General features: G+C 51.7%; 15 protein-coding genes, 2 tRNA genes and 3 rRNA genes. 3 read left to right on the top strand and 17 right to left on the bottom strand.

Annotated elements, in window-relative coordinates; all coding sequences use genetic code 11:
• Window positions 1-4: 4 nt before the first annotated feature.
• The 5 genes from lepA to rpoE form a co-directional block, all read right to left on the bottom strand.
• Window positions 5-1,804: a translation elongation factor 4 gene (gene lepA, locus AC1WNR_RS05055; protein WP_481643437.1), complete on the bottom strand. Its 1,800-nt coding sequence runs from the start codon at window positions 1,802-1,804 to the stop codon at window positions 5-7.
• Between the two features lie 158 nt (window positions 1,805-1,962).
• Window positions 1,963-3,363 (bottom strand): DegQ family serine endoprotease, encoded by a 1,401-nt coding sequence (locus AC1WNR_RS05050; RefSeq protein WP_481643436.1) that lies wholly within the window; start codon window positions 3,361-3,363, stop codon window positions 1,963-1,965.
• Between the two features lie 23 nt (window positions 3,364-3,386).
• On the bottom strand, window positions 3,387-3,821 hold the full coding sequence (locus AC1WNR_RS05045) for a SoxR reducing system RseC family protein (protein ID WP_481643435.1): 435 nt from the start codon (window positions 3,819-3,821) through the stop codon (window positions 3,387-3,389).
• A gap of 21 nt (window positions 3,822-3,842) precedes the next feature.
• On the bottom strand, window positions 3,843-4,679 hold the full coding sequence (locus tag AC1WNR_RS05040; RefSeq protein ID WP_481643434.1) for an RseA family anti-sigma factor: 837 nt from the start codon (window positions 4,677-4,679) through the stop codon (window positions 3,843-3,845).
• A 43-nt stretch (window positions 4,680-4,722) separates the two neighbouring features.
• Window positions 4,723-5,310, bottom strand: coding sequence for an RNA polymerase sigma factor RpoE (gene rpoE / locus AC1WNR_RS05035; protein WP_481643433.1), 588 nt, complete (start codon window positions 5,308-5,310; stop codon window positions 4,723-4,725).
• A gap of 229 nt (window positions 5,311-5,539) precedes the next feature.
• On the opposite strand from rpoE, the gene nadB reads away from it, so the two are divergent.
• Window positions 5,540-7,141, top strand: coding sequence for an L-aspartate oxidase (gene nadB / locus AC1WNR_RS05030; protein ID WP_481643432.1), 1,602 nt, complete (start codon window positions 5,540-5,542; stop codon window positions 7,139-7,141).
• A gap of 43 nt (window positions 7,142-7,184) precedes the next feature.
• Here nadB and AC1WNR_RS05025 read toward each other — a convergent pair whose 3' ends face one another.
• Window positions 7,185-7,613, bottom strand: a complete 429-nt coding sequence (locus AC1WNR_RS05025) for a protein YgfX (protein WP_481643431.1) — start codon at window positions 7,611-7,613, stop codon at window positions 7,185-7,187.
• Between the two features lie 35 nt (window positions 7,614-7,648).
• A complete protein-coding gene (locus AC1WNR_RS05020) occupies window positions 7,649-8,608 on the bottom strand; it encodes a LysR family transcriptional regulator (RefSeq protein ID WP_481643430.1) in 960 nt (319 codons plus the stop codon).
• Between the two features lie 343 nt (window positions 8,609-8,951).
• On the opposite strand from AC1WNR_RS05020, the gene AC1WNR_RS05015 reads away from it, so the two are divergent.
• Window positions 8,952-10,127 carry a PQQ-dependent sugar dehydrogenase gene (locus AC1WNR_RS05015; RefSeq protein ID WP_481643429.1) on the top strand — a complete coding sequence of 392 codons (1,176 nt, stop codon included), beginning with the start codon at window positions 8,952-8,954 and terminating at the stop codon, window positions 10,125-10,127.
• Between the two features lie 57 nt (window positions 10,128-10,184).
• Window positions 10,185-10,511 (top strand): c-type cytochrome, encoded by a 327-nt coding sequence (locus tag AC1WNR_RS05010; protein WP_481643428.1) that lies wholly within the window; start codon window positions 10,185-10,187, stop codon window positions 10,509-10,511.
• 62 nt (window positions 10,512-10,573) lie between these two features.
• Here AC1WNR_RS05010 and AC1WNR_RS05005 read toward each other — a convergent pair whose 3' ends face one another.
• The 10 genes from AC1WNR_RS05005 to hisS form a co-directional block, all read right to left on the bottom strand.
• Window positions 10,574-10,834 carry an FAD assembly factor SdhE gene (locus AC1WNR_RS05005; protein ID WP_481643427.1) on the bottom strand — a complete coding sequence of 87 codons (261 nt, stop codon included), beginning with the start codon at window positions 10,832-10,834 and terminating at the stop codon, window positions 10,574-10,576.
• Between the two features lie 589 nt (window positions 10,835-11,423).
• A 5S ribosomal RNA gene (gene rrf / locus AC1WNR_RS05000) occupies window positions 11,424-11,539 on the bottom strand.
• A 199-nt stretch (window positions 11,540-11,738) separates the two neighbouring features.
• Window positions 11,739-14,624: ribosomal RNA gene (locus AC1WNR_RS04995) — 23S ribosomal RNA — on the bottom strand.
• A 331-nt stretch (window positions 14,625-14,955) separates the two neighbouring features.
• Window positions 14,956-15,031: transfer RNA gene (locus AC1WNR_RS04990), tRNA-Ala, on the bottom strand.
• Between the two features lie 262 nt (window positions 15,032-15,293).
• A tRNA-Ile gene (locus tag AC1WNR_RS04985) sits at window positions 15,294-15,370 on the bottom strand.
• Between the two features lie 131 nt (window positions 15,371-15,501).
• A 16S ribosomal RNA gene (locus tag AC1WNR_RS04980) occupies window positions 15,502-17,041 on the bottom strand.
• The 16S, 23S and 5S rRNA genes sit together here with 2 tRNA genes alongside, the layout of an rRNA operon.
• A 260-nt stretch (window positions 17,042-17,301) precedes the next feature.
• The gene (gene der / locus AC1WNR_RS04975; RefSeq protein WP_481643426.1) at window positions 17,302-18,735 is read right to left on the bottom strand and encodes a ribosome biogenesis GTPase Der; all 1,434 of its coding nucleotides are present in this window, start codon (window positions 18,733-18,735) and stop codon (window positions 17,302-17,304) included.
• Between the two features lie 86 nt (window positions 18,736-18,821).
• The gene (bamB, locus tag AC1WNR_RS04970; RefSeq protein WP_481643425.1) at window positions 18,822-19,970 is read right to left on the bottom strand and encodes an outer membrane protein assembly factor BamB; all 1,149 of its coding nucleotides are present in this window, start codon (window positions 19,968-19,970) and stop codon (window positions 18,822-18,824) included.
• Entirely contained in the window at window positions 19,970-20,623 is a 654-nt protein-coding gene (locus tag AC1WNR_RS04965; protein ID WP_481643424.1) for a YfgM family protein, read from the bottom strand. Before AC1WNR_RS04965 ends, bamB begins: the two co-directional genes overlap by 1 nt.
• A gap of 1 nt (window position 20,624) precedes the next feature.
• Window positions 20,625-21,914, bottom strand: a complete 1,290-nt coding sequence (hisS, locus tag AC1WNR_RS04960; protein ID WP_481643423.1) for a histidine--tRNA ligase — start codon at window positions 21,912-21,914, stop codon at window positions 20,625-20,627.
• Between the last annotated feature and the right edge of the window lie 8 nt (window positions 21,915-21,922).

The raw sequence follows: 21,922 nt of genomic DNA, 5'->3' as shown, positions 1-21,922 counted from the left end.
CGGTTTAATCATCCACCTTCAGCACTGCAAGGAAAGCATCCTGTGGAATCTCCACACGCCCAACCTGCTTCATTCGTTTTTTACCCTCTTTCTGCTTCGCTAACAGCTTCTTCTTACGGCTGACGTCACCGCCGTAACACTTCGCAAGTACGTTTTTACGGAGAGCTTTTACCGTAGTACGAGCAATGATCTTACCACCGAGGGCTGCCTGGATCGCCACATCAAACATCTGACGCGGTATCAGGTCTTTCATCTTTTCACAGAGCTGGCGCCCTTTGTACATCGCATTATCGCGGTGCAGAATCACAGCCAGTGCATCGACCTTCTCGCCATTGATCAGGATATCCATACGCACCAGTTTGGCTGCCTCGAAGCGGACAAAGTTATACTCTAGCGATGCATAACCGCGCGAGCATGACTTGAGGCGATCGAAGAAGTCGAGCACGACTTCGGCCATTGGCAATTCGTATGTAAGCTGCACCTGGTTACCAACAAACGACATGTTCTTCTGCGTACCGCGCTTCTCAACACAGAGCCCGATCACCTGCCCCAAGTACTCCTGCGGCACCAGTATATTGGCCTGCACGATCGGCTCTCGCATCTCGCGGATACCGCCCGGATCAGGCAGCTTTGACGGGCTATCGATATAGATCACATCGCCGTTGTTCATCTCAATCTCATAGACAACGGTGGGTGCTGTGGTGATCAGATCTAGATCATACTCACGCTCGAGTCGCTCCTGAATAATCTCCATGTGCAGCATGCCAAGGAAGCCGCAACGGAAACCGAAACCCAGTGCATCCGAAGTTTCTGGCTCAAAAAACAGAGAAGCATCGTTCAATGTCAGCTTATCCAACGCTTCGCGGAAATCTTCGTAGTCATCAGAGCTGGTTGGGAACAGGCCCGCATACACCTGAGGCTGAACTTTCTGGAAACCAGGCAAAGATGGGACATCAGGCGTCTTCGCGTGCGTCAGCGTATCACCGACAGGCGCACCGTGAATGTCTTTGATACCCGCAACCACAAAGCCAACCTCACCCGCGCGCAGAATATCAGTGGTCGTCTGTTTCGGCGTAAAGATACCGACCATCTCAGCCTGGTAGTTAACACCGCTCGACTTCACCATGATCTTATCTTTGCGCTTCAGGGTACCCTGCACAATACGCACCAGTGAGACGACGCCCAGATAGTTATCAAACCAAGAGTCGATAATCAGCGCTTGTAGCGGCGCGTCGTAATCGCCCTGAGGCGGCGGAATAACTTCGATTAGAGCTTCAAGTACATCCTCTACACCCATGCCAGTCTTGGCAGAACAGGGAATAGCACCCGATGCATCGATACCAATAACCTCTTCAACCTCCTGACGCACCACTTCCGGCTGCGCCTGTGGCAGATCCATCTTGTTAAGAACAGGGAGAACTTCAAGTCCTTGCTCGATTGCTGTGTAGCAGTTAGCCACCGACTGAGCCTCTACACCCTGCGCGGCATCAACCACCAGCAACGCGCCTTCGCAAGCATAGAGCGAACGGGATACTTCGTATGAGAAGTCAACGTGACCGGGGGTATCAATGAAATTAAGCTGGTAGGTCTTGCCGTTCTTCGAGTTGTAGTTAAGCGTCACGCTCTGTGCTTTGATTGTAATACCACGCTCGCGCTCGATATCCATCGAATCAAGCACCTGTGCCGCCATCTCGCGGTCACTCAAACCACCACAGATCTGGATAATACGGTCAGCCAAGGTCGACTTACCATGGTCGATATGCGCGATAATGCTGAAGTTACGAATGTGATCGAGCGTACTCACTATAATTCTTACCCAAAAATACTGTTAACACGGGCATTTGACCCAAAAATTAGCGCCGAATTTTACTTGAATTCGCGCCACATAGATAGGAAATGCCTTGAACTGCAAAACGAAAAAGGGGAGCAGTGCTCCCCTTCTCGCAACCCATTAGTATTGGGTTACTCAATACGTAGCGCCAGATAGACCGGACTACCGCCGCGCACGATCCGCAGTGGAACAGGACGATCACCCGAAAGATCATCAACAAGCTCTCGCAACGTTGACACGGAATCTACGGTCTTGCCACCGAGTGTGGTGAGGATATCCCCCACAGCCACGCCAGCTTGAGCGGCAGGACCCGCAGACACCCCCTCAACCAGCACACCCGAGCTAACTTCCAGACGCTCTTTGTCCTCATCGGTCAGATCTCGCACATTGAGACCTAGGCTAACTGATTTACGTGGCTCATCAGGTGCAATGCGGCTTTGCGCCAACTCCTCTTGTGAAGGCAGAAGACCAATCTCCACATCAATTGTGAGCGTTTTACCGTCGCGATAGACATCGACTGCCGCCGACTTACCTGGCGCTACTCGTCCCACTTGCGCCGGTAGCTCAGATGAGAGGCCTATCTCACGGCCGTTGAAGCCGATAATCACGTCACCCTCTTGTAAGCCTGCCGCTTCTGCAGGGCTGTCTGGCAGGACCTGCGCAACCAGCGCACCGGATGGCTTATCCAGACCAAAAGATTCGGCGAGATCCCGTGTCACTTCTTGGATGATCACGCCCAGCCAGCCACGATCGACATACCCTTGGTCGCGCAACTGGTCAGCAACTTCCATCGCGACATCCATAGGGATAGCGAAGGAGAGCCCCATAAAGCCACCAGAACGTGTATAGATCTGAGAGTTGATTCCGACCACTTCACCGTCAAGGTTAAACAGTGGACCGCCCGAGTTTCCCGGGTTGATGGCTACGTCAGTCTGGATGAATGGCACGTAGGAGTCACCTGCCAACGAGCGCTCTTTTGCGCTGACAATACCCGCGGTAACTGTCGCATCGAAGCCGAAGGGGCTGCCGATTGCCAGTACCCACTCACCAACCTCGAGTGCATCTGAACTTCCGATCTCAACAGTTGGAAGATCCGAGCCGTCGATTTTAAGCAGGGCAACGTCCGAACGCTTGTCCGAACCGATCACCTCAGCTTCAATCTCGCGACGGTCATTCATCCGAACCATCACCTTGTCAGCACCTTCTACCACGTGGTGATTGGTGAGCACGTAGCCATCCTCTGAGATAATGAAGCCGGACCCGAGGGATTGAGGGTTCACACGTGGTGCACCACCCGGCCCCTGAAAACCGCGGAAAAAGTCGCGAAAGATCTCTGGGATCTCTTCGCCGTTGGGCCCGCGAAACTGCTCGTTCTGTGGCTCTTGAGGTTTCGCCTCGTTAATTGTGCTTATATTGACTACAGCAGGTGAGAGGGATTTCACCAAGCCGGTAAAATCTGGCAGATCCACCGCCCAAGTTTGCGCACTGAACGCCAGACCAACAATCAGCATCAGGGATCTGATCATCTTCATCGTCTACTCCTCGAGTAATTGAACTATTGAGTACGAAGCAGTTGCGGCGTGAAATCGCCCAGAGCAACTCTGCGAACACTCACTACACGGGTCAATATGAACCCGACTGTGAGGCCTAGAATAGACCCTAGGATCTGAAAGGTTTCTGAAAAGTTGAGAAGATTTAATATTAATACTGCCGCAATCAATCCCATCAATGGAGTGAGATAGACGAGCATAGAGGCCCGCAACAGCGCCCCCTCCTCCAGCCCAACAGTAACGGCTTGTCCGGGCGAGAGAATGAGGTTTAGAGGGTTATCGACGAAGACTTCAACCTGCTTACTCGGCAGCCAGTCGACCAGTTTTTTCTGCCCGCAACCCGCCTGCGCGCTGCACGCGGCACAGGCGCTTTTGCGGTTCACTTCAATCCAGATACCGTTTTCGGCAACTCGAGTAACCTGAGCGGACTCTTCAATCATTAACTAGAGAAGTTTCCCTGTTTAGTGGACAGTTGTCAGCCACTGCAGCGAGCTGATCACACGATCCGCCTCATCCAGAGAGACCTGGCCTACCAGCGATACAAAGTGCTGATCGACTACTCGACCTAGCGCTGTCAGCCCTGCTTGGGAGTAACTACCTGGGGCAGGCGACTGTTCAGTCAGCGGTTCAACGGCTAAGGTCAGAAGCTCACCTGACTTGCTGTAGAGACGCGTGGTAGTTGCACCGTCTAACTGAACTCCAGCTGCAGTGTAACCCTCAGGCAACCAATCAGGCTGCCAGCTGGGCGACAATGAGGCTAAAGTAGTTTGGTATTGAGAAATCGAGCGACGCATATCTTCAGACAAACGAATCACTTCTATCGCCTCTGCACCGCTTGTATTGTCAGTAACGCCGGAGAGCGAGGTCGGCACCAGCGCTGAAGTAGCACCAGCACGTTCAATGACACCCGCCTGCTGCATACCTGTGACATCTTTTTGCCCAGAGAACTGCTGAACACCCAAGAGCACTGCGAGCGTTACGGAGGCAGCCGCAGCCACACTTGCAGCACCCTGCCACCAATGAGTCTGAGGTTTGGCGAGCTCCAGCTCAGCCGCTGTCTGTTCTTCGCTCTCAATCGCAGCCATCACGCCGACGCTAATATCGATCGTAGATTCAACACCCTGACCCTTCATTAGGCTCTGTGCCAAATGGTAACGGCGCCAGGTTTCGGATAACTCACCCTCTTCGGAGGCTGTTCTAAGCGTTCGACGCAGCTCAAGCTCATTGCTCTCGCCATCCATCAGTGCCGAAAGGCTCTCTAACTTCGACAAGTTTTCCGGTTTGTCTGAGTAAGACATGTTCTATCCTCAGTTGCTTCGACCAACTCCCCAATCTGGGGAATCAATCCGTAAGCAGGGGTTTTAACTCTTTATCTATCGCATCACGCGCCCTAAAGATGCGTGAGCGAACTGTGCCGATGGGACAATCCATCACCTCAGCAATCTCTTCGTAGCTCATCCCTTCAAGCTCTCTGAGCGTCAATGCAACTCGCAGCTCTTCGGGTAGAGCTTCCAGTGTCGAGGCCATGACACTGAACAGCTCATCCCGGTACAGATTGTTCTCAGGAGTTTCTATCTCTCTGAGTTCAGATTCAGACTCTGCCTGGAGAACATCGTCTATATCCACATCCGTGCCGGGCGGGCGTCTACTGCGGGTTACCAAATAATTCTTCGCTGTATTCGTAGCGATTCGGTAAAGCCAGGTGTAGAACGCGCTTTCACCTCTAAAGCTATCGAGCGCCTTGTACGCTTTGATAAAGGTCTCTTGAGCAACATCAAGCGCTTCAGCTTGATCCTGCACATAACGACCAATCAAGCCAATAACCTTATGCTGATAGCGTTTCACAAGCAGATCAAAGGCACCCTTGTCCCCCGCTTGTACGCGCTCAACTAAGATTTGATCCGTTGCTTTCTGGCTGTTATTCGACACAGACTTCCTTTTTCCCGAGATATTTACACTCGGTTTTCTGAAAGTATGTGGCGTAGACAGCTAAGAATTCAAGCGGAATCAATGCGCTACACCTACTCAGAGCGCTATTTTTGATAAAAGTTCCCCTGATCTATAAATTTTCTTTCACTAGCATTACTAAAGTCGCAAAAGACTCGGCATAATAGCCCTTCAAGAATTCAGCCCAGTATTTTCTAAGGCTAAAGGGTCCATGGCTAAACAGTTCGATGTCTTGATTCTTGGTAGCGGTGCAGCGGGGCTTACGCTGGCACTTAACCTCCCCTCGAATCTGCGCGTTGCCGTCCTTAGTAAAGGACGTCTCGAGCATGGCGCGACCTGGTGGGCGCAAGGTGGTATCGCCGGTGTTTTCGAAAAGAGTGATACAACTGAGGCCCATGCCCAAGACACTTACATTGCCGGTGCCAACCTCAGTCACCGCGATAGTGTCGACCAGACAGTCAAACACGGTCCAGACAGTATCCGCTGGCTAATTGACCAAGGTGTACCCTTTACCCGTTCCGGCGACGACTATCACCTCACACGCGAAGGCGGCCACTCCCATCGACGTATAGTGCATGCTGCTGATGCAACGGGTCGGGCAATTCAGACGACGCTCATGGAACGCGCTCAAGCAGCGGCCAATATCGAGTTATTCGAGCACCATATCGGCGTCGATCTAATAACACGCCGCAAGCTCAATTTAGGCGGCAACGCCTGTATCGGTGCTTATGTACTGAATCAAACCGACAGCAGTGTAGAGCCCTTCCTCGCGCAACGCGTCGTTTTGGCGACGGGCGGTGCTTCGAAAGCTTACCTATATACCACTAACTCGGATGGTGGTGCGTCGGGTGACGGAATCGCGATGGCGTGGCGCGCCGGTTGCCGCATTGCCAATATGGAGTTCAATCAGTTCCACCCGACCTGCCTCTACCATCCCAAAGCTAAATCGCTACTTATCACCGAGGCCGTGCGCGGTGAAGGCGGAGTGCTACTGCGCCCCGACGGCACTCGCTTTATGCCAGATTTTGATGAACGCGCAGAGCTCGCACCGCGCGATATCGTCGCACGCTCAATCGACTTCGAGATGAAACGTCTCGGTAGCGAGTGTATGTATCTCGATATCTCACATAAGCCGGCCGAGTTCGTGAAAGAGCACTTCCCAACCATCTATGAGCGCTGCCTCGAGTTGGGAATTGATATCACCAAAGAGCCAATTCCAGTTGTACCTGCCGCACACTACACCTGTGGTGGCGTGATCACCGACACTGCCGGCCGTACTGATCTCAAAGGCCTCTATGCGATTGGTGAGACAGCGTTTACAGGGCTTCACGGTGCCAACCGCCTCGCTTCCAACTCACTTTTAGAGTGTGTCGTTTACGGTAGCACTGCAGCAAAATCGATTGCACAAGAGCTCGAGGAAACAACATACGAAGAGCTAGAAGTCCCACCTTGGGATGAGTCTAAAGTGGTCGACTCAGATGAGGACGTCGTTATCTCACATAACTGGGATGAGCTGCGTCGATTTATGTGGGACTACGTCGGCATCGTGCGAACAAACAAGCGTCTTGAGCGTGCTCAACACCGTGTGGATTTGCTGCAACGTGAGATTCAGGACTACTACAAAAACTACCGTGTCAGTAAGTATCTGATCGAACTTCGCAACCTGTCGCTGGTTTCAGAGTTGATAATTCGCTGCGCGATGAAGCGTACCGAGAGTCGCGGTTTGCACTACACCCTAGACTACCCTGAACCCGAGCCCGATCTATACGACACAGTGCTCGTCCCAGACAATTATCACTGGTCGATCGACTAGGCTCGAGATTAATCGCCCAGCCGCAGATAGTGCGCCTGACCGGCTAGGCGTCTAGCTCGCTCCAACGCGACAGGACTTGCAACCTGCGCCACTCATCTTTGCTCATCATATCCGGCAGTAGAATCAGCCACTGGCTAGCGATCGGCGCGCTCGCCCTCAGTTTAAGGCACACTAAAAACGGGAAAACCAGCAGGGATTTTGGCATCTCATGCTGAGTCTGGTTCCCCTCAACACTCTGAGTTGCAAACAGTCTCTGATCCGCATTCCAGATAAAGGCTGAAACGCCCTGGTTAATCGGAAAACGGAAGAAACTGTAACCGCTCAACAACAATGAAATCGCTAGCAGCGACCGAACGAAGGGTTCTAGCGGCGTCAGGAAAAGCAGACTCAAAAGAGCGACGAGGTGGGCGCTAATAACAAAGGTATACCAGCGCTTCGAGGGTTTGAGCTCTATTTTGAGTGGCGAAAACAACTGATCTCCCGGAGGCGGGTCGCATAATTTAAGGATTAGGCTACTGAACTAACTCTTAGTATAGCCTGTTCGACGGCCTGCGAAGCGGCTGATGAACTCCGCAGGTCAACCAGACACTGCCTCAACCAGATCAACCCTTGATCACGGTGGAAACGTTTATGCCAAAACAGCCTAACCCAGCTCGGTTCGATATTCACGGGGTGCTCAAGTACATGTAGCCCAAAGGGAGCCGCCACTACATGAGCAAAACGCTGCGGCAAGGTAACAACCAGATCAGAGTCTTTCACGATAAAAGGCGCGCTCAGAAAGTTTGGTATATGCACTTCCCGCGTGTGGCCGATGCCAGCTGCGCGCAAACTCTGCTCAACGTGAGAGTGGCCTGACTCTCTGGCATCGACAATCAGATGGTCGTATTCGGCCAAACGCTCGACGGTGTTGTCTCCCGACAGCATTGGATGCCCCTCACGAAGCAGGCATACGTATGGCTCTTCGACCAATCCTCTCTGATAAAAGCCGGCTTGTAGCTGTGGGAAGAAGCCGATCGCGAGATCGACATCGCCCTCCTCTAACTCTGTTTTGAGCTCCGCTCCGCGTTCGCCAACGGACTGAATACACACGTTGGGGGCCGCTGTTTTTAGATATTGATAAAGGAGTGGTAGGACGTCAGTCTCTGTCATCTCGGACATAGCCAACCGGAAAGTTCGATCGCTGACTTTAGGATCAAAATTATCGACCACACCCAGACCAGCCTCCAATGTCGAAAGGCCATAGCCAATTGCCTCAGAAATCATATCTGCGTAAGGGGTGGGGGACATTCCTTGAGGCGTTCTTTCGAAGAGCTCATCATTGAGCTGTTTGCGTAGGCGAGCGAGACAGTTACTCACGGCGGGTTGAGTAATGCCAAGCTTTTCAGCAACTGTACTGGTGTTTCTATGCAAGTAAAGTTGCTGAAAAACGACCAGCAGGTTTAGGTCAACTCCTCGAAGTCGCAACATCAGGGTACCTTTATCACGTTTTCTTATAGTTATTCTTCAGGGCTGTTATTTCCCTTCTAAGATTATCGAATTTAATTTGGTAAAGCCGAGAAGGGTAGAAGTTTACGTTCTGCTATATGGAAAAGGTTCACAAAGATGAACCCGCTAAGCATCTACACGGCAAAGAGTAATAGGTTGAGTTAGCTGCGAGACCCCATTCGATCGCGGTGACTGATCTCAGCAAAGAAGCTTTCATGGTGCCTAAACCCACCGACCCAAGAGAAAAAAAATAATTGAGGTAACCAACATGAAGAAGAAACTGCTCGCAGCATGCATTGCTACAAGCCTCCTTTCAGGAATGGCAATGGCAGATGTAGGTGTATTCAACAAGTCAGGTAAAGGTATGGGCGACCATACTTTCATCGATCAAAATGGTGAGAAGGCGGAAAACCTGCGTGGAATTCTGCAGAACATCAAATTGCCTGAGGGATTCAAAATCGAACTATACGCTGTTGTTCCCGACGCGCGCCACATGGCTATGGCACCTCAGGGAACGGTGCTGTTTGTCGGCACACGTAAAGACAAGGTTTGGGTCGTCTCTGATCGCGATCGTAATGGCGTAGCCGATGAGGTAAAAGACTTTGCCCCCTCACTGGAGTTCAATGTACCTAATGGTCTGACATTCAGTAAGGATGGTTTCCTATACATCGCAGAAACCAACCAAGTGCGTGTTTTCCCAGCAGCTGAGTTCTTCTACGAAGGACCTGATGTCGTGGCCGTTGACGTGGTTGCGAAAGGTAACCTGATCCCAGAAAGTGAAGAGAGTTACAACCACACTGCTCGCGTCGTGAAAATTGGTCCAGACAACAAGCTCTACATCTCTTTGGGTCAGCCTTACAACGTCGCTCCGCCAGAGAAACTAGATCTTTACACCGAAACCGGTATCGGCGGCATTGTCCGTATGGATCGCGATGGTTCGAATCGTGAAGTCTACACCTACGGCGTGCGTAACTCCGTGGGGCATGATTTCCACCCTGTTACCGGTGAACTCTGGTGGACAGACAACCAAGTTGATGGCATGGGTGATATGATTCCACCGGGCGAGTTGAACCGTCAGACCGCTGCAGGCCAACACTTTGGCCATCCGTGGTACGGCGGCGGTGACATCCGCACTAATGAGTATGCTGGTCAGGAAGTACCCGTGGATGTAGTGATGCCAGCAGTTGCAACTGATGCTCACTGTGCTGACCTGGGTATGTCGTTCTACTCTGGCAAACAGTTCCCAGGCGAATACAAGAACGGAATTTTTTCAGCACAGCACGGCTCATGGAACCGTACCGACCCCTGTGGTGCACGCGTAATGTTCACATCAATCGATGCTGACGGCAACGCAACAATGGTGCCGTTTGCAGAAGGATGGCTCAACGATAACGGCGAGTATGACGGACGCCCAGTCGATGTGATTCAGATGAAGGATGGATCAATCCTCGTGTCTGATGACTATGCGGGTGCAATCTACCGTATTAGCTACGAAGGCTAATTGCGCCTTAAACCGGCCCCGCAACGGGGCCGGTCCTTCCATCAAAAGGAGTGAATGATGTTTAGTCGGCTACTTTTAGTTCCGATTTTTTTAGTACTGGCGCTCCCTGCGACAGCTGCTGATATTGCTGAAGGTAAGGCGTTATCAGTGCAGTGTTCCGCATGTCACGGTAAAGATGGGTTGTCGAAAGACCCAGAGGCACCGAGCCTAGCAGGCCAATCCGCACTGTACATCGAGAAACAGCTTGTTGATTATCAGAAAGGTATGAGACAAGACAGGCGAATGAGTTTAATTGCGCAGGGGCTCAAAAAAGCTCAGATTAAAAACCTCGCAGCTTACTACGCCGCTTTTAAAGTTAGCGTAACTCCACCTGAAATTGAGTGACGCCGATTAGGGGACAGTTGTGCACGCTAGCCCCTATAATCTTGGGGCTTAGCGCCCCCTTTTTACTTCTTAGTACTGCGGATATAGTCCAACACTAACTTAACGATTCGCGCTTGATCTGGATCTGTTGGCTCCTCCCGCTGCATAAACCACATAAAGAGCTCTTGATCTTCACAGTCCAACAGTCGCACAAACCGCTCCTGATCCTCCAGCGGAAGATCCCTAAAAGCGTTCTCCATAAACGGAACAAACAGCAGATCTAGTTCCCACATACCGCGACGAGACTGCCAAGTAAGCCTACGAATATCACCTTCAGTAAACACCGGTTGAACTCCAATCCAGATCGTGAGGCGCAAGTATAAACCAAAGCGACCTAGGGGTGAGCACCTATTGAGTAACACTTCTGTAGGGGCTCAGTGTAGGAACTCACTTTAGTGAGCGACACCGATCTCTGGCTTAAGTCGCCCAATAAATTGCATCGTTGAGACCGCTAGTGGGACACCAAATAGGTGGTAACCCAACCGGCAGATGTCCTAAGACCCGCTTAAAACATCCCTGTATCGCTTCGTGATTTACATCCCTGTAAATCAAGAGTCTCAGGACACCTACCGGTTGGGTTTTATAGCTCGGAGCGTAACTTCTGAAGACGAGGAGTATCGGGATAAGGGATCGCGCAGCGATCGGCAATTAAAACCAGGATGGTTTTATGTCGCCGAGCGCATGGATGCGCGAAAGGCGACGCCCTACTCTGCAGCCTGCAAGGCTGCCCTCTCCGAAGTGCTACCCAGCGTACGCTGAGGTAGATATTCAGTGTGACTTCACCTTGAACTTGTCGTGTAGCGTCCGTTTACGGACGCCACAAAGCAAAAACCCCCACCAGCGTAGCTGATGGGGGCTTTTGTTTTGTTAGGTGCCTGGCAATGACCTACTCTCACATGGGGAAACCCCACACTACCATCGGCGATGACGCGTTTCACTACTGAGTTCGAGATGGGATCAGGTGGTTCCACGGCTCTATTGTTGCCAGGCAAAACTGGTTGCTAGTTTTGCGTTTGCTTTCTAGCTAAATCTGGATCTTGTCTGTCTGACCCTTGTTAGGTCAGATCAGCGAAAAAGTCTTTGTCTGTATCGATTGGTACAAGCTACAACCGTAATCAATCTTAAACCACTCAGTCGTTCATCTTGATGCGCTTTTAATCAGCACACCTCAGACAACTTTGGCGTTATATGGTCAAGCCTCACGAGCAATTAGTACTGGTTAGCTCAACGCCTCACAACGCTTACACACCCAGCCTATCAACGTCCTAGTCTTGAACGGCTCTTTAGGGACCTTAAAGGTCCAGTGAGATCTCATCTTGAAGGGGGCTTCCCGCTTAGATGCTTTCAGCGGTTATCCCGTCCGAACGTAGCTACCCGGCAATGCCACTGGCGTGACAACCGGAACACCAGAGGTTCGTTCACTCCGGTCCTCTCGTACTAGGAGCAACTCTTCTCAAATCTCAAACGCCCACGGCAGATAGGGACCGAACTGTCTCACGACGTTCTAAACCCAGCTCGCGTACCACTTTAAATGGCGAACAGCCATACCCTTGGGACCGGCTTCAGCCCCAGGATGTGATGAGCCGACATCGAGGTGCCAAACACCGCCGTCGATGTGAACTCTTGGGCGGTATCAGCCTGTTATCCCCGGAGTACCTTTTATCCGTTGAGCGATGGCCCTTCCATACAGAACCACCGGATCACTAGAACCTACTTTCGTACCTGCTCCACGTGTCTGTGTCGCAGTCAAGCACCCTTATACTCTTGCGCTCATTGGCTGATTTCCGACCAGCCTGAGGGTACCTTCGTGCTCCTCCGTTACTCTTTGGGAGGAGACCGCCCCAGTCAAACTACCCACCACACACTGTCCTCGATCCCGTTCCGGGACCTGAGTTAGAACCTCAACGTTACCAGGCTGGTATTTCAAGATTGGCTCCATGAAGACTGGCGTCTCCACTTCAAAGCCTCCCAGCTATCCTACACAAGTAAGGTCAAAGTTCAGTGTGAAGCTATAGTAAAGGTTCACGGGGTCTTTCCGTCTAGCCGCGGGTACGCTGCATCTTCACAGCGAGTTCAATTTCACTGAGTCTCGGGTGGAGACAGTGTGGCCATCGTTACGCCATTCGTGCAGGTCGGAACTTACCCGACAAGGAATTTCGCTACCTTAGGACCGTTATAGTTACGGCCGCCGTTTACTTGGGCTTCGATCAAGAGCTTCGCCTAAGCTAACCCCATCAATTAACCTTCAAGCACCGGGCAGGCGTCACACCCTATACGTCCACTTTCGTGTTTGCAGAGTGCTGTGTTTTTAATAAACAGTCGCAGCCACCTGGTATCTTCGACCGGCCTCAGCTTAGGGAGCAAGTCCCATCACCAAAACCGGCGCACCTTCTCCCGAAGTTACGGTGCCATTTTGCCTAGTTCCTTCACCCGAGTTCTCTCAAGCGCCTTGGTATTCTCAACCTGACCACCTGTGTCGGTTTGGGGTACGATCCCACATAACCTGAAGCTTAGAAGATTTTCCTGGAAGCCGGGCATCAACTACTTCACTTCATATAGAAGCTCGTCATCAGATCTCAGCCTTAAGAGGAACCGGATTTACCTAGCTCCTCAGCCTACATCCTTAAACGCGGACAACCAACGCCGCGCTAGCCTAGCCTTCTCCGTCTCTCCATCGCAGTTATGCGAGGTGCAGGAATATTAACCTGCTTCCCATCGACTACGCTTTTCAGCCTCGCCTTAGGGGTCGACTCACCCTACCCCGATTAACGTTGGATAGGAACCCTTGGTCTTCCGGCGAGGGAGTTTTTCACTCCCTTTATCGTTACTTATGTCAACATTCGCACTTCTGATACCTCCACGGTGCCTTACAGCTTCCGCTTCAACGGCTTACAGAACGCTCCTCTACCATGCCCTAAGGCATCCGCAGCTTCGGTGTCTAGTTTGAGCCCCGTTATATCTTCCGCGCAGGCCGACTCGACTAGTGAGCTATTACGCTTTCTTTAAAGGGTGGCTGCTTCTAAGCCAACCTCCTAGCTGTCTGAGCCTTCCCACATCGTTTCCCACTTAACTAGAACTTTGGGACCTTAGCTGGCGGTCTGGGTTGTTTCCCTTTTCACGACGGACGTTAGCACCCGCCGTGTGTCTCCCATGATTGCACTCTTGGGTATTCGGAGTTTGCATCGGGTTGGTAAGTCGGGATGACCCCCTAGCCGAAACAGTGCTCTACCCCCCAAGGTGAGACATGAGGCGCTACCTAAATAGCTTTCGAGGAGAACCAGCTATCTCCGGGCTTGATTAGCCTTTCACTCCGATCCACAGGTCATCCGCTAACTTTTCAACGGTAGTCGGTTCGGTCCTCCAGTTGATGTTACTCAACCTTCAACCTGCCCATGGATAGATCGCCCGGTTTCGGGTCTACTCCCAGCAACTATGCGCCCTATTAAGACTCGGTTTCCCTACGCCTCCCCTACTGGTTAAGCTTGCTACTGAAAGTAAGTCGTTGACCCATTATACAAAAGGTACGCAGTCACCGAACTAAGTCGGCTCCCACTGCTTGTACGTACACGGTTTCAGGGTCTATTTCACTCCCCTCACAGGGGTTCTTTTCGCCTTTCCCTCACGGTACTGGTTCACTATCGGTCAGTCAGGAGTATTTAGCCTTGGAGGATGGTCCCCCCATATTCAGACAGGATAACACGTGTCCCGTCCTACTCGATTTCACTGTAAAAGACTTTTCATATACGGGGCTATCACCCACTATGGCCACACTTTCCAGAGTGTTCTATTAAGACTTAAACAGCTTAAGGGCTGGTCCCCGTTCGCTCGCCGCTACTAAGGGAATCTCGGTTGATTTCTTTTCCTCTGGGTACTTAGATGTTTCAGTTCCCCAGGTTCGCCTCTCTAAACCTATATATTCAGTAAAGAGATACCCGCAAGCGGGTGGGTTTCCCCATTCGGACATGTCCGGATCAAAGCTTGTTTACCAGCTCCCCGAACCTTTTCGCAGGTTACAACGTCCTTCATCGCCTCTGACTGCCAAGGCATCCACCGTGCACGCTTATTCACTTGACCATATAACCCGAAGGTGTCTGTTCAACTGAATGGTTCGTAACGATTGATTACGCCGGTTGGCGCTTGTATCAAACAATACAAGACAATCTTGTGCTAACACCCTACCCGGCTAGAGTAGGTCAATTAACACGACTTTTTCAGATCCAAATTGTTAAAGAGCGAGAGCATTCGTAAGAAAGCTCTATAAGTTAGTCATCAAATGTTGCTGATGAGTAATTTATAGAGCTCTGATCACAGAGTTTTACAGTCACCATTTTGCGCAGATCAAGGCGAAGGGTGAGGAAGCATAGTGAGCTATGCGACGAATCCTTCAACGCAGAGATGCGTGAAATGGTGGAGCTATGCGGGATCGAACCGCAGACCTCCTGCGTGCAAAGCAGGCGCTCTCCCAGCTGAGCTATAGCCCCTCGATAACTGGTCTTTTTGTGCCTCTACTACGTTGCACTTGTCGCTCTCTCAGTCGTGTACCTGATGTACACTCCTTCGATCGCTCTGGCGTGCGCCTTGTAGAGCCTCAAAAATCCTGCGTTCTCGGCCTTTTATTTAAGGTTTCGAACTACGGCGTTATAACCGTATCGCTGTTCGCATAATTTTTCGATTATCGAGGCGGTTTGTGAGGAAGCATAGCCTGCTATGCGACGAACAAACCAACGAAGAGAATCGGAAAATTGGTAGGCCTAAGTGGACTTGAACCACCGACCTCACCCTTATCAGGGGTGCGCTCTAACCAGCTGAGCTATAGGCCTATTATCTCGGCATACACTCGAGCTAATCTTGCTAAAGCTTGCTCGGCTCGAGTTGCTGCGAACAACATTTTGCTCTCTTTACATTCGATCAAGTAATGCGTGTGAACGCTTGCCAGGACTCGGCTATCGTTTAAGGAGGTGATCCAGCCGCTGGTTCCCCAACGGCTACCTTGTTACGACTTCACCCCAGTCATGAACCCCACCGTGGTAACCGCCCTCCCGAAGGTTAAGCTAGCTACTTCTGGTGAAGTCCACTCCCATGGTGTGACGGGCGGTGTGTACAAGGCCCGGGAACGTATTCACCGCGACATGCTGATTCGCGATTACTAGCGATTCCGACTTCATGCAGTCGAGTTGCAGACTGCAATCCGGACTACGACCGGTTTTCTGGGATTAGCTCACTCTCGCAAGTTCGCAGCCCTCTGTACCGGCCATTGTAGCACGTGTGTAGCCCTACTCGTAAGGGCCATGATGACTTGACGTCGTCCCCACCTTCCTCCGGTTTGTCACCGGCAGTCTCCTTAGAGTTCCCACCCGAAGTGCTGGCAAATAAGGACAAGGGTTGCGCTCGTTACGGGACTTAACCCAACATTTCACAACACGAGCTGACGACAGCCATGCAGCACCTGTCTCAGAGTTCCCGAAGGCACCAATCCATCTCTGGAAAGTTCTCTGGATGTCAAGAGTAGGTAAGGTTCTTCGCGTTGCTTCGAATTAAACCACATGCTCCACCGCTTGTGCGGGCCCCCGTCAATTCATTTGAGTTTTAATCTTGCGACCGTACTCCCCAGGCGGTCAACTTATCGCGTTAGCTGCGCCACTAAGTAATCAAGTTACCCAACGGCTAGTTGACATCGTTTACGGCGTGGACTACCAGGGTATCTAATCCTGTTTGCTCCCCACGCTTTCGCACCTCAGTGTCAGTATCAATCCAGGGAGTCGCCTTCGCCACTGGTGTTCCTTCCGATCTCTACGCATTTCACCGCTACACCGGAAATTCCACTCCCCTCTATCGTACTCTAGTTCCGCAGTATCAGGTGCAGTTCCAAGGTTGAGCCCTGGGCTTTCACATCTGACTGACGAAACCACCTACGCGCGCTTTACGCCCAGTAATTCCGATTAACGCTCGGACCCTCCGTATTACCGCGGCTGCTGGCACGGAGTTAGCCGGTCCTTCTTCTGATGTTAACGTCACAGTAAGCAGGTATTAACTACTCACCTTTCCTCACATCTGAAAGTGCTTTACAACCCGAAGGCCTTCTTCACACACGCGGCATGGCTGGATCAGGGTTGCCCCCATTGTCCAATATTCCCCACTGCTGCCTCCCGTAGGAGTCTGGGCCGTGTCTCAGTCCCAGTGTGGCTGATCATCCTCTCAGACCAGCTAAAGATCGTCGCCTTGGTGAGCTCTTACCTCACCAACTAGCTAATCTTACGCAGGCTCATCTAATAGCGAAAGGTCCGAAGATCCCCTCCTTTCTCCCTTAGGACGTATGCGGTATTAGACCAAATTTCTCTGGCTTATCCCCCACTACTAGGTAGATTCCTACGCGTTACTCACCCGTCCGCCGCTCGTCAGCAGATAGCAAGCTATCCCTGTTACCGCTCGACTTGCATGTGTTAGGCCTGCCGCCAGCGTTCAATCTGAGCCATGATCAAACTCTTCAGTTAAAAGTTTTCGATTTCAAACCCGAAGGCTTTCCATCTAAATCTGCTCAAGAAAAACATTACGCTAAATGAATTCACATATAGGTTGCTTGTCTTGATTAAGCTTTATTGCCTAATCCCAACAAGCGCCCACACGCATTACTTGATCTATTTGTTAAAGAGCGTTGCTTGTATCCGGTAGACCGCGTTGCCGCTGTCTCCCCAAGCGAGGCGCGTATATTACCGCGCCCAAATTTATAGTCAACAGCTAATCTCAGAAATTTTTAACCGCGACGTTTTTTATCCTTCTCGCGCTTCTTCATATCTTTGATATGTTGGCGACTACGCTCTTTCTTGGCCAGCTGACGAGGTGTTAAACGATTTACTTTCCCAGCGAAGGGGTTGTCACCTGTACGGAACTCAAAACGCAACGGCGTACCGCGCACTTTCAAGAATTTCAGGAAGCGATTCTCTAGGTACCGCTTGTACGAACCTGGCAACGAATCCGTCTGATTACCGTGCACGACAATAATCGGCGGATTAGACCCACCCTGGTGAGCGTAACGCAACTTAATACGACGATTCTTCACTGATGGCGGCTGATGATCTGCCACCACGTCTTCCAGAAGTTTAGTCAGCGCATTGGTAGACCATTTTTTAAAGGCGAACTTATAGGCCTCGTTAACAGAACGATAGAGGTCGCCTACTCCAGTGCCATGCTTAGCCGAGATAAAATGGAAACGGGCAAAAGATGCAAACTCAAGACGACGATCTACCTGAGACTTTACTTTGTCACGCTCATCCGGAGACATACCGTCCCACTTGTTTAAAGCAACCACTAGAGCGCGACCAGAGTCGATCACAAATCCCAACATATGTAGATCTTGCTCTGTAACACCATCGCGCGCATCAATCACCGCAATAACAACGTTTGCATCGTTGATCGCCTGAAGCGTTTTGATTACAGAGAACTTCTCTACCGCCTCTGTAACCTGACGACGGCGACGAACACCGGCTGTATCTATCAGCGTATATTGCTGTTCATCACGCTCATATGGGATGTAGATAGAGTCGCGGGTCGTGCCAGCATGGTCGAAAACCACAACTCGCTCTTCGCCCAACATGCGATTTACCAGGGTCGACTTGCCTACATTGGGCCGTCCAACAATGGCGATTTTGATGTTGTCATCATCTTCTTCGTCTTCAGCATCCGGATCTGGTAGCGGCACACCCGCCTCATCGAGCGTCATGTCGATCAACTGACGAACACCACGGCCGTGCGCTGCTGCTATACAGAGGGGATCACCCAAGCCCATCGCAAAGAAGTCCGAGCGCGCCACATCCTCATCGAGCCCATCAGTCTTATTGACGACGAGGTAGACTTTCTTTTCGCGGCGACGCAGATGGTTTGCGATCATCTCATCGGCTGGATTGAGGCCAGCGCGTGCATCCACTAGAAAGAGAACAATGTCCGCTTCATCAATCGCCTGCAACGACTGGGCCGCCATCACCGTATCGATACCGGTCTCATCACCCGATATACCGCCCGTGTCGACAACAATGTAATCACGCTCACCCATACGGCCTTCACCGTATTTGCGGTCACGGGTTAGACCAGGAAGGTCTGCCACAAGCGCATCGCGTGAGCGTGTCAGCTTGTTAAATAGTGTCGACTTACCGACGTTCGGGCGCCCCACAAGGGCAATTACCGGTAGCATAATGCACACCTACACAACATATAAGCAAAAACAAAAAAGCGGCAATCTGCCAAGCAGATCACCGCATGATGGGGGATCAAGGCGCGCTATTGTACGCGCAGAGCCTCAAGCTTCCCAGAGTTACTTAGCACCAGTAGTGTATCATCTACTACTACTGGTTCTGCATAGATTGGCGAACTATCCACTTGATAACGTGCCACCATATGACCATCTGACTGGGACAACACATGCAGATAACCCAGTGCATCACCAACCACTAGATCATTACCAACCACCGCAGGACTACCCAAACGACGCAGTGCGAAGTTGGAGTTACGCCAAACACTCGCCGCTGAGGAAGCATCGAAGGCTTCAACCGCTCCCACGGAATCCGACGCATAGATATTGCCGAAACCGGCCGCCAAACTGCGGTAGGTTGAGAAGTCACGTGTCCAAACTGTCGATGCTGTGGCCGGGTTGATTGCCACCAGTTTACCTTGGTATCCACCCGTGTAGACAAGCTCACCCGAGATCAAAAAACGCCCATCGAGATCGACTAGACGCTCGAGCTCGGAGCGACCGCTGCTTTGAGATACACGCAACTCCCAGACTGGAGCACCCGTATCAAGCGCAAGCGCCACAACCTTGCCATTTGCAAAGCCTGCCATGACACCATCACGTAAAAGCAACGGAGTGCTGGTACCACGCAATGTCAGGGCCGGCTCTTGCGCATCGTAAACCCAAAGCTGTTCTCCGGTCTGGCGTGAGAGCGCAATAATCTGCCCACTCGTAGTCTGCACAATCACCTTATCAGCATTAATCTGCGGCTGCGCCAACACTTCAGCAGGCAGCGCGATACGCCATAACTCCTGACCACGATCCGCGCTTAAAGCGACAACCTCACCCGAGCTCAGCGCTACAGCCACTACACCAAATGCCGCGCCCGCACTTGCGCTGACCGGCTGATCCAGATCAGTACGCCACTGCACCGCGCCGGTTTTAAAATCAATTGAGCTAACCAGACCCGCTGCGTCAGCAACGTAGACGCCTGTCTCAGTGACCGCCGGACGCGACTGATGGTACAGATCACCAAACCCACTTCCGATATCAACACTCCACTGACGCACTACCTGCTTCTCGGGTGTGAACTGAACTAACTCTTGAGGCTGCGCCTCTTGAGGCCCAGACCAGAAACCACAACCGCTGAGTGCGGTGATACTTAGAGCAATAAGGGTCGAGCGAAGCTGTCTCTTCATTAGGACGCATCTCCTGCTGCAATATCATCCAGCTTGAGCTGAATCAGCGAGCGTGATTGTTGATCAGCCGACTCGATAGCCTTGGCATAAGCCGAACGAGCAGCATCCAGATCGCCTTTTGCAAAAGCCAAATCTCCACTCAACTCACTCTGCAAACTCGCATATTGAGTCGAGGTTACTGCCGCTAACGCAGACTCTGCAGCTGCCAAATCGCCCTGAGCCATTGCCACACGGGCTAGGCGCAGCTGCGCGAGCTGCTTCATCGGCTCATCGGCCGCATCGCTTGCCAGAACGAACTCGAGTTCAGTTTTAGCCTGATCAAGCTGACCCGCCTCCGCAGCAGCGCGCGCCAGCAGCATTGATGCCATCGGCGTGTAGGCACTTGAAGCGTAATCCTCCTTCAGTTCATCACCCAGATGGAAGGCTGACTGACGCTGCGCAGCGTCAATAGACGCGGCTGTTACAACGCTACTAATATTTTCGTAGATCGCCGAAGCATTTGCAGCGGTCGCTTCTTGATTTGAAACCCAGGTTTTCCAACCGAACACACCCGCTACAGCGATCGCCACACTGATAAGAAGAGAGTTTCCGTTCTCTTTCCACCAGTTCTTAATATACTCGACCTGTTCCTCTTCGGTACGTAACTCAGCCACCTTACTCTCCAAGCTCCTGCTCTAAACGCTGTTTTAGCGATTGAGCTAAATTCTCTATTGGTAAACGAATCTGTTCTGCGGCACTGCGCAGCGGCTTCACTGCCACTTCCCCAGCTTCGCGCTCTTCACTACCCATCAACACCGCCAGGTGAGCCCCACTACGGTCTGCTTTTTTCATCTGGCTTTTGAAACTTCCGCCGCCACAATGCAGCTGTACGTTAATTCCCGCGTCCGCGCGCAGCGCTTCAGCCACCGCCATCGCCGGTGCGAGGTTCTCATCACCAATACCGATCATGTAAACATCAACGAGCTGGCGGGCCGCAGCGGGCACTGCTTCTAACTCCTCGAGCAATAGCACCAAGCGTTCGACGCCCATTGCAAAGCCCACAGCTGGAGTATGACGACCACCCAGTTGCTCTACTAAGCCATCGTAACGCCCACCAGCACAGACAGTTCCCTGAGCTCCTAACGCACTAGTCACCCATTCAAATACTGTCTTGCCATAGTAGTCGAGACCACGTACGAGTCGCGGATTGACGACGTAGTTTACACCAGCGGCGTCGAGCAGGGCACAGAGTTGTTCGAAATGCGCGCGCGACTCGTCATCGATGTAGTCATTAAAATTGGGCGCACTATCTAACAGAGCCTGAGTGTTCGGATCTTTCGAATCGAGAATACGCAGAGGGTTGGTCGTTAAACGACGCTGACTGTCTGCATCAAGAGCGTCTTTACGCGTCTCTAAGTATGCAACCAGATCACTCTTAAATGCATGACGGGCTTCGCTACTCGCCAGAGTATTAATCTGCAACTCAACAGCCTGATCAATACCAAGCTGACGCCACAAACGCGCGGTCATCAAAATCACTTCGGCATCGATGTCCGGTCCCTGCATACCGAAAGCTTCTGCACCAATCTGGTGGAACTGACGGTAGCGCCCTTTCTGCGGACGCTCGTGACGAAACATTGGACCGGTGTACCAGAATCGCTGCACCTGGTTGTACAACAATCCATGCTGCTCTGCTGCTCGCACACAGCTAGCAGTACCCTCAGGACGAAGCGTCAGGCTATCGCCATTACGATCCTCGAAGGTGTACATCTCTTTCTCGACGATATCGGTAACTTCACCAATAGAGCGCTTGAACAGTTCAGTCTGTTCAACGATCGGTGTGCGCACCTCTGCGTAACCGTAGCTCTGAAGAACGGTTTTAACAGTGCTCTCGAGATACTGCCAGACCGGGGATTGGTCTGGCAGCAGATCATTCATACCACGAATGGCTTGAAGTTTTGCCATTTAAAAAG

The organism is Marinobacterium marisflavi (assembly GCF_982447095.1).
The sequence above is the reverse complement of the archived record's forward strand: the minus strand, read 5'-3'. Positions and strand labels throughout refer to the sequence as shown.